A 14,069-nucleotide genomic window follows, 5' to 3' on the forward strand; every position below is an offset into this window, starting at 1 on the left:
GCCTGGGCGAGGATCGTGGCGGTGGTGGTGCCGTCACCCGCGACGTCGTTGGTCTTCTTCGCGACTTCCTTGACGAGCTCCGCGCCGATCTTCTCGTACGGGTCCTCGAGCTCGATCTCCTTGGCGATGGAGACACCGTCGTTGGTGATCGTGGGGACGCCCCACTTCTTCTCCAGCACGACGTTGCGACCCTTGGGGCCGAGCGTGACCTTGACCGCGTCGGCGAGCTGGTTCATGCCGCGCTCCAGGCCGCGCCGTGCCTCCTCGTCGAAGGCAATGATCTTCGGCATGGTGTCTGGGTCCTCCCAGGGGGATGGCAGTTCGATGGCCTGGCCACAACGACGCCCGCGACGGACGGCCCCGACCCGGCCCCCGTGCGAACGGAGACCCGTGCGAACGGAAGGATGACCAGGAAGCCTCGTCGTTTCAGCCCTTGGCACTCCCATGGGGAGAGTGCCAAGTCTTGTTTAGCACTCGACCTGGGTGAGTGCAAGCTCGCCTCCCGTGTCCCGCCGGCGTGGCGGCAGGCCGGCGAGGCCTCCCCGCCTGCGGCGACAGTCCCGAAAAATCCGTGTGGCCGCAGGCGGAACCGGTGCCGAACAACGCCATCCGGACCAGCCGCGCACAACCCCGACCAGCTCCCGCGGACCGACACCGAACCGGCCCACCACCGGGCTCGGTGATGGGCCGGGCTGGCGCTGGACCCGGGTCCGCACACGTTGTGTCCGCCACCGGTCCTACTGGGGAGGACGGCTCAACTGAGGAGGGCGGCTCAAGGGAAGGGAAGAGAAGGTACGGCGAGGGAGGTCAGTCGTCGCCGAGGCCGGCGGCCTCGAACGCGGACAGCGAGGGCGGGATCGTGGCGGTGGGGCCACCCGTGGCGACCAGGGGGTCGAGGGTCTTCAGCCCGTCGCCGGTGTTGTAGATGACCGTCTCGACATCCGGGTCGAGCAGGCCCTCGTTCAGCAGGCGGCGCAGGCAGGCGACGGTGACGCCGCCGGCGGTCTCCCCGAAGATCCCCTCGGTGCGGGCCAGCAGGCGGATGCCGTCCACGATCTCGTCGTCGGTGACGTCGGTGATGGCACCGCCGGTGCGGCGGGCGACGTCGAGGGCGTAGGGGCCGTCCGCCGGGTTGCCGATCGACAGCGACTTGGCGATCGTCGACGGCTTCACCGGGGCGACCGTGTCGGCGCCGCGGGCGTAGGCCGCCGCCACCGGGTTGCAGCCGGCGGCCTGGGCACCGAAGACCTTGTACGGGGTGGGCTCGACGAGCCCGAGGCGGCCGAGCTCACCGAACGCCTTGTCGATCTTGGTGAGCAGGGAGCCGGAGGCGATCGGCACCACGACCTGGCCCGGGATGCGCCAGCCGAGCTGCTCGGCGACCTCGTAGCCCAGGGTCTTCGAGCCCTCCGCGTAGAACGGCCGGACGTTGACGTTGACGAACGCCCATTCGTACTCGCCGGCCAGTTCGCTGCACAGCCGGTTGACGTCGTCGTAGTTGCCCTTGATCGCGACCAGGGTGCCGCCGTACACGGCCGTCGACACGGTCTTGCCGGCCTCCAGGTCGTGCGGGACGAGCACGACCGAGCGCAGGCCGGCGGACGCGGCGTGCGCGGCGACGGACTGGGCGAGGTTCCCGGTGGACGCGCAGGCGACGGTGTGGAAGCCGAGCTCGCGGGCGGCGGTGAGGGCCACCGAGACGACCCGGTCCTTGAAGGAGTGGGTCGGGTTCGCGCTGTCGTCCTTGACCCACAGGGTGCGCAGGCCGAGCTCGGCGGCCAGGCGCGGGGCGGGTCGCAGCGGGGTCCAGCCGGCGTCCAGCGAGACCCGCCGCTCGGCGACGTGCCCGGCGGGCAGCAGGCCGACGTACCGCCACAGGTTGGACGGACCGGCCTCGATCGACGCCCTGGTGACCTTGCGCAGCCGGTCCTCGTCGTAGGAGATCTCGAGTGGGGCGAAACACTCGATACAGACGTGGGTGGGCGACAGTGGGTACGACGCACCGCAGTGGCGACAGGACAGCGACACGGCGGGGTTGGCGGCGTCCGGGCTCGGGAGAGTGGCGCGCTCGGGCGCGAGAGTCATGCGAAACTCCTCATCTTCCCCGGGAGCCGGCTGCGTCCCGGGACGGAATTAGCACCTGCCGCGCATGGATGCGTCGGTGGTTGCCGGGGCTTCGCTGGGCCGTTCCCTCTGCCCCTCTGGATGAGCCAGATGAAGTTGTCTGTCCGTACTGTAGACCGCGTGCGGACAGGCGTGCACCGGAGTTCCAGTGGTTTGCCGTGTGCCACAGGTGCTTCGATGACACGTCCTGAGGTGGGTCGCGGCCGGGCAGCGGGGCCGTGTGCCCCCGCCACCTGGGCCGCTGGCCGCCGGCCGCGATCTCGCCGGACCGACACCAGGGAGCCCGAAGCGTGAGCGTTCGCGTGGTCTACACCGATCTCGACGGAACGATGGTGGGCCCGCGGGGCTGCTTCTTCCGGGCCGAGGGCGGCGACACCACCCTTGACCCCGCCCGCGCCCTCGTCGACCTGCACGACGCGGGCATCGCGCTGGTGCTGGTCTCCGGGCGGACGAGGCCGCAGCTCGTGGAGGCCGCCGGGATCTTCGGCGCCGACGGGTTCATCGGCGAGCTGGGCGCGATCGTCGGCTGGAACACCGGGCTCGACAGCGAGATCCTGCGCGGGGCGATGCCCGACTCGTTCGAGCGGGTGCCGGAGAGCCTGCTCGACGAACTGGTCAAGCTGCACCCCGGTCGCCTGGAGCTGCACACCCCCTGGCACACCGGCCGCGAGGTGGACGTCATGCTGCGTGGCCGGATCGACGTCGCCGAGGTGGACGGCTGGCTGGCCGAGTCCGGTTTCGGCTGGCTGAGCATGCGCGACAACGGGCTCATCTCACCGGCGCACATGCCCGGTCTCGGGGTGCACCCGCACGTGTACCACCTGGTGCCGGACGGCGTCAGCAAGGGCGACGCCGTCGCGCACGACCTGCGGCGGCGCGGGGTGGACCCGGCCGAGGCGATCGCCATCGGCGACTCCGCGAGCGACCTCGCGATGGCCCCCTCGGTGGGGCGGATGCACCTGGTGGCCAACGCGGTACGCCACCCGGACATCGCCGCGCTGCTCCCGGCCTACGACAACGTGGTGGTCGAGGACGGCCCGCTCGGCGCGGGCTGGGCCACCGCGGTACGCAGCGCACTCGCCACCGACTGACCGCGCGGGTGGCGCCCCGACAGGGCACCCGATGGCCTACGCTCCGCTGTGTGCGTCACATGCCGGGCATCGCGGAGTTCACGGCGCCCGGGAGCGAGTACCCGGCCCAGGCCGATCTGCTGATCGCGTCGAACCGGGGGCCGGTGTCGTTCGTCGCCGGCGACGACGGTCGTCTGCATCCCCGGCGTGGCGGCGGCGGTCTGGTCAGCGGCCTGGCCCAGGTCGTGCAGGACGCGCCCGAGGACGGTCGGGAGATCGTCTGGGTCTGCGCGGCCCTGAGCGACGCCGACCGGCGGGCCGCCCGCTCCGCGCCGGGCGGCCGCATCGACCGCAGCGGCTACGACACCGGCGGCGCCTCGGTGCGGATGCTCGACCTCGACCGGGTGCTGTTCGACCGTGCCTACAACGCCGTCGCCAACCGGACGCTCTGGTTCGTCCTGCACCTGCTGCACGCCCCGGCGACGGAACCGAGTTTCGGGGCGTCCTTCCGCGAGGACTGGGCCGCCTACGAGGCCTACAACGCGGCGTTCGCGGACGCGCTGGCCGAGCTGGCCGCGCCGGGGGCGTGCGTGCTCGTGCAGGACTACCACCTGACGCTGGTCCCCGCCCGGCTGCGCCAGATGCGACCGGACCTGCGGATAGCCCATTTCAGCCACACGCCGTGGTGCCCGCCGGAGTACTTCCGGATGCTGCCCGACGACGTGTCCGCGGCGATCCTGCACGGCATGCTCGGGGCGGACCGGCTCGGCTTCCTCGCCCCGGCCTGGTCGGCGGCCTTCCGGGACTGCTGCGCCGAGATCCTCGACGCCGAGGTGGTGGGCGACTCCGTCACCGCCGGCGGGCGCACCGTGCGCACCAGCCTGTACCCCCTCGGGGTGGACGCCCCCGAGCTGCGGGACCGCGCGGCCCGCCCCGACGTGCGCGCCCGCGCGGCCGAGCTGCGCGAGCTGGCCGGGGGCTGCCGCCTGGTGGTCCGGGTGGACCGCACCGAGCTGTCCAAGAACATCGTCCGTGGCCTGGACGCCTACCGCGAGCTGCTCCGCTCGCACCCGGAGTGGCACGGCCGGGTCATGCACCTGGTCTGTGCCTACCCGTCCCGCCATGACCTGCCCGAGTACCGCGAGTACACGGCGGCCGTCCAGCGTCTCGCCGCCGAGATCGAGGACGAGTTCGGGACGGACACCTGGCTGCCGGTACACCTGGAGATCAACGACGACTTCCCGCGCTCGCTGGCCGCCATGACGCTCGCCGACGTCCTGGTGGTGAACCCGATCCGGGACGGGATGAACCTGGTCGCCAAGGAGGGGATGGTGGTCTCGGCCGACGGCGGGGTCCTCGTGCTGTCCCGGGAGGCCGGGGCGTGCTCGCAGATGGCCGCCGACGCGGTCGTGGTGAACCCGTTCGACGTGACGGCCACCGCGGAGGCGATGCACACCGCACTGGTCATGCCGGCGGCCGAGCGGCGCGCCCGGGCCCGGCGGCTGGCCGCCGTCGCCGGTGAGCTGCCGCCGCGGGCCTGGTTCCAGGCGCAGCTGGACGAGATCCGCGGCCACGCGCCGGCGGAACCGGAGCACGCCGGCTGATCCGGTTCCTCGCGCCGGGGCGGTTCCCAGTCAGGCGCCGAGGCGGTCGGCCAGCACCTCCAGCAGGGTGACCATGCCGGTCGGGCCGCCGACGACCAGGTCCGCCCGCGCGCGCAGCACGTCGGGCACCTCCGGGCTGTCGCTGCACACGGTGATCGCGCCCAGCCCGCCGGCCCGCAGCTCGTCGACCGCCTCGAAGGCGGGGAGATCCCCGTAGTCGTCGCCGGCGACCAGGACGGACCGGGCCGCCCGCTCGGCGACGAGCCCGCGCAGGGCCCGGCCCTTGTCGTGACCGGGCGGACGCAGCTCCAGGACCCGCTTGCCCGGCGCCGCCTCCAGCCCGTACTCCTCGGCGAGCCTGGTCAGCGCCGGGGTGAGCGCCGCCAGCGCGGCGTCGGGGTCCGCGGTCCGCCGTACGTGGACGACCAGCGCGTGCCGTTTGTCCTCGACGGACGTCCCGGCCGGGGCGTCGCGCAGCGCGTCCGGCAGGGCCGAGCGCAGCGCCTCCACCCCGGGCAGCGGTTCCGGGGCGGTGGTCTGCCGGGTCTCGGCGTCCCATCGCTGCAACCCGTACTGGCCGAGGACGAGCAGGCGCCCGAGATCGGCGAACCGCTCCGCCCCGGTGAGCTCGAGGACGGCGTCCACCGGCCGGCCGGTGATGATCGCGACGGTGCCGACACACCGGGAGATCCGCCCCAGCGCGGCCATCGCGCCGGGCGCGGGTACCGCGTCGGAGGGCCGGGAGACGATCGGGGCGAGGGTGCCGTCGTAGTCGAGGGCGACGAGCGCCTTGCCCGGCGTCGTCAGCAGGGCGGCCAGGCCGGCGCCGCCGGCCAGGGTGCGCGGGGCGGGGGCGGGCTCGGCGGTGGCGCGGGCACCCGCGGGAGCGGGCGGCGAGGGCGCGGAGGAGTCGGTCACGGTCCCTTCCCGTCACGTGTGAGGGCTGGTGGCTGGTGGGCCGTTGTCACGGTTGGTCGTCGGTCGGGAAGTCCCGGGTGACGACCAGGATCAGGGTGTCGGTCTCGATGATCCTCGTTTCCGCCCGGGGCACCATCCGCCCGACGCCGGGAACCGTCTCGAGCAGGGTGCGCGCGGCGTCGGCGTCCTCGGGATCGTAGAAGACGGTGGAAACCGGCACGTTGTACTGGCTCAGGTAGTTGCCGACCCGTTCGACCCGGAAGCCGGCCGCCTCCACCCGGTCGGCGGCGCTGTCCGCGAGGCCCGCGATCCGGGAGTTGTTCAGCACGACCACGGGCGCGAAGACCTTCGGCGCCCCGGTGCCCGGGGGCGCGGGCGGCTGCGCCGGGGCGGACTGCGGCGTCGGCGACGGCCGCGGGGCGGGCGTCGGGCTGGGCGACCGGCTCGGGGTCGCCCGCTCCGAGGGCGTCGGGCTGGCGGAGTCCTCGGGGCGGTCGGCACCCGGGGTGGGCCCGCCCGAGGGGGCGGCGGGCCCACCGGCCACCGCCGGGGCGGCGCCGTCGGAGTCGCCGGAACCGTTGAGCAGGTTCACCAGCAGAATTCCGGCCAGTACGGCCAGCACGGCCACTCCGGCGGCGCCCGCCATGCGCAGGCGGTCACCACCGGGGTGCCGGGAGAAGTCGTGGGAGCCTCTGGGCACGGGCTCTCCTCAGGCGTCGTCGGAACCGTCGTCGCCGGGCTCGCCGGCGTCGTCCACCTGACCGGAGCGGGCGCGCCGGCGTTGCTCGCGCAGCCGGCGCAGCCGGCGGACGAGCATCGGGTCGGCGGCCAGCGCGGCCGGCGAGTCGATCAGAACGTTCAGGATCTGGTAGTAGCGGGTTGACGACAGGCCGAACTCCGCCCGGATGGCGGCCTCCTTGGCACCGGGGTAGCGCCACCACTGACTCTCGAAGGCGAGAACCCGGGCCTCCCGTTCGGTCAGCCCGTTGCCACCGCGACCGTTGCCACCATGTTCGTGGCCACCGTGCTCGCCGCCACCGTGCTCGCCGCCGCCACGCCCGTTCTCCGCGCGCCCGTTCCCGCCGGAGCCGCCCGCCCCGCCGCCGGTCGCGCTCCCGCCCGCCGCCCGGTTGGGACCGGACCCGCCCGGCCCGGAACCCGCGGGCCCACGGCCGGTGGGCCTGGAGCCGGTGGGCCCGGAACCGGTGGGCCTGGAGCCGGTGGGCCTGGTGCCGGTGGGCGCGGAGGCGCTCCGCCCCGGGCGTGGCGGCGAGGCCGGGGCCGGGACACTTCGGCGCCGGGCCTCGGCAGGGGCGGCGTCCACGCTGGGACCTCCTTGTGGGCCGCCTCGCTACGGAGGCGCTCGAGCGGGCGACACGCACCACGGTCGCGTGGTCGCCGCCCACTATTTCACCCTGTGGGTCCGACATCCCCGTTCGTTCCCCTGGCGCGTCGGTCACGCCGCCCCCGTGTGGAGCCGCCCGGGGGCGCGGGGCCGTCCGGACCGGGCGTGCCCTGCCCTACCGTTGAACGGTGCAACCGCCTGAGGACGGGCCCGGCGCCACCCGGGGCGCCGACGACGGCCGCCGGTTCGCCCGGACGCCGGAGGACTTCGCGTGCCTGGTGTGCGGCGCCACCGTGCGCGGCGACGGGTACACGAACCACTGTCCCGCCTGCCTCTGGTCGCGGCACGTCGACGTCAACCCCGGCGACCGGGCGGCGCCGTGCCGCGGGCTGATGCGTCCCATCGGGGTCGAGATGCGCGCCCGCGACACCGTCCTGACCCACCGCTGCGAGAGCTGCGGGCACCTGCGGCGCAACCGGACCTCGCCCGCCGACGCCGAGTCGGCGCTGTTCGCGCTGGCCGCCCGGGTCGCGGACGAGGTGTCCCTGCGCGGCCCGGGCGGCGCCGGTCTCAGGGATACAGACCGCGGGTCCGGTGCGCCTCGGCGACGCGGGCGACCCCGATGATGTGCGCGGCCGTCCGCAGGCTGACCCGCCGTTCGCGGGCCAGCGCCGACACCTCCTGGTAGGAGCGCTGCATGAGGGCACGCAGCCGGTCGTTGACCTGGTCCTCGGTCCAGAAGTACGCCTGGATGTCCTGCACCCACTCGAAGTAGGAGACGGCGACCCCGCCGCCGTTGGCGAGGATGTCGGGGACGATCACCGTCCCGTTGCCCGCCAGCACACGGTCCGCCTCGGCGGTGACCGGCCCGTTCGCGCCCTCGACGATCAGCGGCGCCTTCACCCGGTCCGCGTTGCCGGTGTTGATCACCCCTTCCATCGCGGCGGGGACGAGCATGTCGACGTCCAGTTCGAGCAGCTCGGTGTTGGTGATCGTGTCGGTGCCCGGGTAGCCGACGACGGTGTCGGCCCCGCGGGCCAGATGGCGGATCAGCGCGGACGGGTTCAGCCCCGCCCGGTTGTGGATGCCGCCCTTCACGTCCGACACCGCGACCAGCCGGCAGCCGGCGTCGTGCAGGTACTGGGCGGCCAGGGCGCCCACCTTGCCGAACCCCTGGACGGCGACCGTGGTCTCCCGCGGGTCCCGGCCGAGTTCGCGCAGCGCGGCGAACGCGGCGAGCTGGACCCCGCGGCTGGTGGCCCCGGCCCGTCCGGCGGACCCCCCGATGGACAGCGGCTTGCCCGTGACGACGCCCGGGGCGGTGTGGCCGGTGTGCGTCGAGTAGGTGTCCATGATCCAGGCCATGGTCTGCTCGTCGGTGCCGACGTCCGGGGCCGGGATGTCCTTGTCCGGCCCGATCAGGGGGACGAGCTCGGCGGCGTACCGGCGGGTCATCCGCTCCCGTTCCTGCCGGGAGAGCAGCCCCGGCTCGACCGCGATGCCGCCCTTGGCACCGCCGTAGGGGATCCCCATCAGCGCGCACTTCCACGTCATCCACATGGCCAGCGCCTTGACCTCGTCCAGGTCGCAGGCCGGGTGGTAGCGCAGCCCACCCTTGGCCGGCCCGCGGGCGAGGTTGTGCTGGACGCGGTAGCCGGACAGGACGAGCAGCTGCCCGTCGTCCCGCAGCAGCGGGACGGAGACGGTGATCGACCGCCGCGGCGTGCGCAGCAGGTCGTGCATGCCGTCGTCGAGACCCAGATGCTGGGCCGCGTCGGCGAGCTGTACGCACGCCGTGTCCCAGGCGGAGCCGGTCCCGAGGATCACAGAACACCTCCGCGGCGCGTCCGGCCACCCGTAACGCGCGGAACGCGCCGTCGGGCTCCGCGCTCACGTGCGCAACGCGCACCGTGGAGTGACTCCTGCTGTCGGTAGCAGGTACGTGGGCTCGAGTCACGTAACCGCTGGTGTGACGCTAGGTAGCGCAGCGTACTCGCATGGCTACGACTGTCCCACGCCGGTACCGCGCTCGCCGCCGCGACCGGTACCTTCCGGGGATCGTGAGGAGCTCGGGAGAGGCAGGGCCGACAGGACGGACCCGCGGCCCGGTACGTGGCCTGGCGCGCTGGCGCGCGGCCCTGCGCCGACGGCCGCTGGCCGTCACCTGGGTCCTCAGTCGGGCTCTGCTGCTCACCCTGGCGCTGGCCGGCCAGGTTTTCGGTGCCCAGCAGAGCGTGCTCGGCGACGTCGATCTCTACCGGGAGTGGGGCCACACGCTCGTCGGTGACGGGACGGTGCCCGGGGACGAGAAATGGCAGTACCCGCCGGGCGCGGCGGTCGTCCTGGCCCTGCCCGCGGTGCCGCGCGAGCTGGCCGGCGTCCCGTACGAGGTGTCCTTCTACCTGCTGATGCTCGTCGTGGACGCGCTGGTCACCCGGGCGCTGGCCCGCCGCTCACCCACGGCGGCCCGCTACTGGCTGCTGGCCACGCTCGCCCTCGGCCCGGTGCTGCTGACCCGGTTCGACCTGGTGCCGGCGGCGGCGGTGCTGGCCGCGCTCCTCGCTCTGGGCGGCTCCGCGCCCGGTGGGCCCCCCGGCCCCGGCTCCGGTTCCGGCCCCGGCCCCGGCGACGGCCGGTTCGGCCGGTTCGGTGGCTGGGTGGCGCTGGGTGTGGCGGTGAAGGTGTGGCCCGGGTTGCTCCTGGTGGCGCTGGGACGACGCGGGCTGACCCGCCCGGGCTCCTCGGTACCGGGCCGGGTGGCGCGGATCGTGGCGGGCGCGGGCGGGACGGCCGCCGTCCTGGCCGCCGTCCTGGCGCTCGCCGGCTGGTGGCGGGGCGCGCTGGGGTTCCTGGACGCGCAGAGCGCGCGCGGCCTGCAGATCGAGGCGGTGCCGGCCACCCCGTTCGTCGTGGCCCGGATGTTCGGGATCGGCTCCGCCCCGGAGTACTCCTACGGGTCGCTCCAGTTCGACGGCGGGCTCGCCAGGGCGGTGGCGACGGCCTGCTCGCTCGCCGAGGTGATCGTGATCGCCGCCGCGGTCCTGTGGTGGTGGGCGCGCCGGACCGCCGGCCCGACAGCGGACGCGGAGGGCACATCATCCGTCGCGGAACGTGGTCTCGTGCTGGTCCTGATGGTTGTGGTCACCTCACGGGTGCTCAGCCCGCAGTACCTGGTCTGGCTGCTCGTCCTCGCCGCCGCCGCCAGCCGTCCGTCCACCGCCGGGCCACGTGGCCGGAAGGTCGACGCGGCGGGGCTGCTCGCCGTCTGCGCCGTGCTCTCGCAGGTCGTCTACCCGTGGCGTTACAACGACGTCGTGCAGGGGCGGGTCGTCGGCGGGTTGCTGCTGGTCGCGCGCAACGCCGTGCTCGTCACCGCGGCGTGGTACGCGCTCCGGGCCGCGGCCCGGGAATCGCCCGGCGCCGGACAGCCGCCACCGTCGCCGCTGACAACGCTGCCACCAGCACCACCGCCAGCGCGACGCCGAGCAGCGGGTAGGTCCGGCCGAGCAGTCGCCAGGTGGCGGCGAGCGGCGACAGCGTCGCGAGGCACAACCACACCGACGTGACGGCGATCAGCCCGACGGCCGCGCGGGTCTGCCGTCCGACCGGGGGCGGGGCGAGCGCGACCAGCACGGCCAGGAACGGCACGCTCAGGGCGAGATACCACGGGTAGACCACCGGCGACCCGAGCGCCACGGCCATCCCCCCGAACCCCACGACGATCAGGTCGTCCCGGCGGCCGGACTCCGGTCGGTCGGCCGACCGGCCCGGCCAGGTCCGCAGCGCGAGCCAGGCGACGGTCAGGCCGACGCCGGCCAGCACGACGGTGCGGGTGGCGCCGAGCACGGCGTCGGAGCCGCCGGGCCACTCCAGCCCGAAGATCCGCGGTGCGAGGCCGACGAGGCTCGCGAGGATCGAGGCGGGCGCGATGCCGGTCTCGAGCTTGCCCGAGGTGGCCAGCGCGCCGATCCAGGTCGGCCCGAACCCGCCCGCGGCCATCCCGACCAGCAGCGCCCCGGCCGCCGCCGCGGTGTCCGCGGCGAGCGCCCGCCCGACCGCCGCCGCCCGCCCACCGGCGCCGGGCCGCTCATCCGAGCCGGGCCGCCCGGTGCCGAGAGCCGGCTCGCGGTGCCAGGCGTCCCGGACGTGGACGAAGACCAGCCAGCCGGCACCGAGGAACGCGGTGGCCTTCACGCTGCCGGCGAGACACGCGAGGGCCACGGCGGCGGCGCCGAGAGCCCAGCCGGCACCGCGGTCGGACGTCCGAGCCCGGTCCGTCACCAGCGCCGCGGTGAGCAGCGCGGCGGCGAGGGCGTCCAGGTGCGCGCCCCCGACCAGATGAATGATCACGAACGGGTTCGCCGCCAGCAGAGCGAGTGTGATCGCCGCCGCCCGGCCGCGCCGGCCGTCCTGGTCCGCCTGGCCGGAACGGTCGTCCTGGTCCGACCGGCCGGGCAGCCGCAGCGCCAGGGCGACCAGGGCGACGGTCGAGATCAGGGCGACCACCCGCAGCGCGGCGACCGTCCCGGCCGCGCCGGTCCCGAGCAGGTCGGCGAGCGCGGCGCACGCCCGTTCGGCACCCACCCCCAACCCCCCGTAGGGGGCGTGTGTGTCGCGCCACCGCGGATCGACCGCGGCGACGAACAGATCGGCGCCCGAGTCCCGGGACAGCAGACTGTTGACGCCGTGCGTCGCCGGGTCGAGACCGTGGTGGGCGAGCTCGCCCTGGGCGGCGTAGGCGTAGACATCCCGGCTGAACAGCGGCGGCCCCACCGCGAACGGGACGGCCCACGCGAGCGCGGCGGCGCCGGCCGCCCGCGGCGAGATCGTCCCGCGGCGCGCACGGGCCAGCAGAAGCAGCCAGCTCAGACAGAGCCCGATCACGGCCAGCCCGGCTGTGGCGGCAAGCACGCCCCTGGCCGTGTCCGTGGGCTGTCCGGATGGGAGAATTCCCCACCAGGACGACGGGTCGACAACTTCGGGATCTCGCGGCCCGAGCCGGGCCTCGCAGATCATGGCGAGCGCGGCGGCGATCGTGCCGGCCACGACCAGTCGCCACGCGGGCCGGCCACCGGCCCCTCGGTCGACGCGGCCGTGCAGCTCGGGATGGGATGGTCCAACGGGCTCGGCGGGGCCGTCCGCCCGGCCGGGCACGCCCCGACGGGCGGCCCGCGGGTCGCCCTGGGCGGTCACGGCGCCGGACGGACCGGCGGCGGAAGGTGGGGAGGTGGCGGGTGGGTCTGCTCGCGACGCCCGAACCACCGGTCGGAACCACCGCTGACGCGCCGGCCGGGTCGGGGATCCTCCGGCCGGGCGGAACCGGGCGTCGCCACGACTCACTCGCACCAGCCTCCTGCCTCGCCGTGGAATCCCGTCGCCGCAGCCGGCTGGCCGAGGGGGCCGCGACGCTGGGGACGGCGGTGCGGCGGCGCCCCTGGCTGCTGACCGCCGTCCTGTGCCTGGTCTGCGTGTGCCTCGACGTGACCGGCCCCGACACCCCCGCCCAGGAGTATCGGGTGTGGCTGTTCGAGCACGGCGGCGCGGTGCTGTGGGACGACGGCTGGTACGGCGGCCATACGATACCGGGCTACAGCGTCCTGTTCCCCCCACTGGGCGCCCTGCTGGGCGTGCAGGCGGTGGGCGCGCTCGCCTGCGTCGCGTCGACCGTCGCCGTCACCAGGCTGCTGCGCGGGCCGGGGGTGCGCCGCGGGCAGGACCTGCCGCTGCTGTGGTTCGCGGTGGCCACCGTGGCCAATCTGGTGGTCGGCCGGATGCCCTTCGCGCTCGGCATGGCCTTCGGTGCCGTCGCGCTGGTCGGGGCGCGCGAGCGCCGGGTGTGGCTGGTCTGGGCCGGGGCGGTGCTGTCCTCGCTGGCCTCGCCGCTGGCCGCCGGCTTCGTGCTCATGGTGGGCCTGGCGCTGGCGCTGACCGGGTCGCTGCCGCGCCGGGTGATCCTCGCCTTCGGTGGGGCCGGAGCCGGGATCATCGTCGCCCTCGCCTTCCCGGAGGAGGGCTACCAGCCCTTCCCGGCGGTGACCTTCCTGTCGCTGCTGGCCCTGATCGGTGGTGGGCTGCTGCTCGTCCCGAAGGAGCACCGGGCGGTCCGCAACGGGCTGTTGCTGTGGGCGGGCGCGGCGATCGTGTTCTTCTTCGTGCCCACCCAGGTCGGGGGGAACATCACCCGGCCGGCGACGCTGCTCGCCGGCCCCGCCGCCGCGGTGTTCCTGGCCACCCGGCCGCGGGCGCTCGCGGTGGTCGCCATCCCGTTGATCGGCTGGCAGATCGGGCCCATCCACGGCGCGTTCGTGACCCATGGTGATCCGTCCGCGGCGCCCGGGTACTACACCGACCTGCTGGGCTATCTGGACAACGACGGCCCCGTGCCGGCGGGGCGGGTCGAGATCCCCTTCACCCAGGCGCACTGGGAGGCCCGGTACGTCGCCCCGCGGCTGCCCATGGCCCGCGGCTGGCTCCGCCAGCTCGACAGCAAGTACAACGCCCTGTTCTACGACGGGACGCTCACCGCGGAGACCTACCACGAGTGGCTGCTGGCCCGCGGCGTCACGTATGTCGCGCTGCCCAACGTCGATCTCGACCCGTCCGCGGTCGCCGAGGCGAAGCTGCTCCGTTCCGGCCTGCCCTACCTGGAGCTGGCCTGGCAGAACGCCGACTGGAAGGTCTGGCTGGTCCGGGATTCGTCCGGCCTCGTGCGGGGCCCGGCGACCCTCACCGAGCTGGGCGTCAGCTCCGTCGCGGTGTCGTTCGCCAGCCCGGGGGTCGCCACGGTCCTGGTGCACTACACGCCGTACTGGCAGCTTACCGAGGGTGACGCCTGCGTGTTCCGGGCCGCCGGCGGCTGGACGGGCATCCTCACCCAGTCGGCCGGCGCGGTGCGCCTGTCCGCCCGGCTCTCCGTGGACGGCCTGACCCGGGCCAGCGCCCTGGACTGCCCGGCCGACCACCGCCTGCACTGACGCCGCTGCCGCTGCCGCTGCCGCTGCCGGCGCC

At 74.6% G+C, this 14,069-nt stretch carries 11 protein-coding genes, 1 pseudogene and 1 riboswitch; of the genes and pseudogenes, 5 read left to right on the forward strand and 7 right to left on the reverse strand.

The window, feature by feature from the left end; genetic code table 11:
- Together B056_RS38970 and thrC are read right to left on the reverse strand one after the other, a co-directional pair.
- The coding region (locus B056_RS38970) for a TCP-1/cpn60 chaperonin family protein (RefSeq protein ID WP_026240054.1) at positions 1 to 290 on the reverse strand (290 nt) is incomplete at its 3' end.
- Between the two features lie 517 nt (positions 291 to 807).
- Entirely contained in the window at positions 808 to 2,085 is a 1,278-nt protein-coding gene (gene thrC / locus B056_RS0133235; RefSeq protein ID WP_018506153.1) for a threonine synthase, read from the reverse strand.
- A 7-nt stretch (positions 2,086 to 2,092) separates the two neighbouring features.
- A riboswitch (SAM riboswitch) is annotated at positions 2,093 to 2,212 on the reverse strand.
- A gap of 202 nt (positions 2,213 to 2,414) precedes the next feature.
- Here thrC and B056_RS0133240 point away from each other — a divergent pair.
- A complete protein-coding gene (locus B056_RS0133240; protein ID WP_026240442.1) occupies positions 2,415 to 3,215 on the forward strand; it encodes an HAD family hydrolase in 801 nt (266 codons plus the stop codon).
- A 59-nt stretch (positions 3,216 to 3,274) separates the two neighbouring features.
- Positions 3,275 to 4,798 carry an alpha,alpha-trehalose-phosphate synthase (UDP-forming) gene (locus B056_RS0133245; RefSeq protein ID WP_018506155.1) on the forward strand — a complete coding sequence of 508 codons (1,524 nt, stop codon included), beginning with the start codon at positions 3,275 to 3,277 and terminating at the stop codon, positions 4,796 to 4,798.
- 30 nt (positions 4,799 to 4,828) lie between these two features.
- Here the strand turns inward: B056_RS0133245 and otsB are convergent, their stop codons facing one another.
- Genes otsB through B056_RS46295 form a run of 3 tightly spaced genes read right to left on the reverse strand, consistent with a single transcriptional unit; the run spans position 4,829 to position 7,040 of the window.
- Positions 4,829 to 5,716, reverse strand: coding sequence for a trehalose-phosphatase (gene otsB / locus B056_RS0133250; protein WP_018506156.1), 888 nt, complete (start codon positions 5,714 to 5,716; stop codon positions 4,829 to 4,831).
- A gap of 46 nt (positions 5,717 to 5,762) precedes the next feature.
- Entirely contained in the window at positions 5,763 to 6,416 is a 654-nt protein-coding gene (locus B056_RS0133255; RefSeq protein WP_020572848.1) for a LytR C-terminal domain-containing protein, read from the reverse strand.
- Positions 6,417 to 6,425: 9 nt separating this feature from the next.
- Positions 6,426 to 7,040 carry a DUF3263 domain-containing protein gene (locus B056_RS46295; RefSeq protein ID WP_018506158.1) on the reverse strand — a complete coding sequence of 205 codons (615 nt, stop codon included), beginning with the start codon at positions 7,038 to 7,040 and terminating at the stop codon, positions 6,426 to 6,428.
- 209 nt (positions 7,041 to 7,249) lie between these two features.
- On the opposite strand from B056_RS46295, the gene B056_RS39855 reads away from it, so the two are divergent.
- A complete protein-coding gene (locus B056_RS39855; protein ID WP_018506159.1) occupies positions 7,250 to 7,687 on the forward strand; it encodes an RNHCP domain-containing protein in 438 nt (145 codons plus the stop codon).
- Here B056_RS39855 and B056_RS0133270 read toward each other — a convergent pair.
- Positions 7,632 to 8,888: a Glu/Leu/Phe/Val family dehydrogenase gene (locus B056_RS0133270; RefSeq protein WP_018506160.1), complete on the reverse strand. Its 1,257-nt coding sequence runs from the start codon at positions 8,886 to 8,888 to the stop codon at positions 7,632 to 7,634. The genes B056_RS39855 and B056_RS0133270 overlap by 56 nt on opposite strands.
- Positions 8,889 to 9,058: 170 nt before the next feature.
- Between B056_RS0133270 and B056_RS41440 the strand changes: the two are divergent.
- Positions 9,059 to 10,075, forward strand: a pseudogene (locus B056_RS41440) (glycosyltransferase 87 family protein); the annotation flags it as partial.
- Positions 10,076 to 10,430: 355 nt separating this feature from the next.
- Here the strand turns inward: B056_RS41440 and mptB are convergent.
- On the reverse strand, positions 10,431 to 12,254 hold the full coding sequence (gene mptB / locus B056_RS43790) for a polyprenol phosphomannose-dependent alpha 1,6 mannosyltransferase MptB (protein ID WP_018506162.1): 1,824 nt from the start codon (positions 12,252 to 12,254) through the stop codon (positions 10,431 to 10,433).
- 41 nt (positions 12,255 to 12,295) lie between these two features.
- On the opposite strand from mptB, the gene B056_RS0133285 reads away from it, so the two are divergent.
- Positions 12,296 to 14,035: a membrane protein gene (locus tag B056_RS0133285; RefSeq protein WP_018506163.1), complete on the forward strand. Its 1,740-nt coding sequence runs from the start codon at positions 12,296 to 12,298 to the stop codon at positions 14,033 to 14,035.
- Positions 14,036 to 14,069: the final 34 nt, after the last annotated feature.

The sequence above is a fragment of the Parafrankia discariae genome, from assembly GCF_000373365.1.
Classification (GTDB): Bacteria; Actinomycetota; Actinomycetes; order Frankiales; family Frankiaceae; genus Parafrankia; species Parafrankia discariae.

Bases quoted from the DNA above. Each gene is read 5' to 3' on its own strand.
- B056_RS0133245 (WP_018506155.1), top strand. From the start codon at position 3,275: ATGCCGGGCATCGCGGAGTTCACGGCGCCCGGGAGCGAGTACCCGGCC.
- thrC (WP_018506153.1), bottom strand. From the start codon at position 2,085: ATGACTCTCGCGCCCGAGCGCGCCACTCTCCCGAGCCCGGACGCCGCC.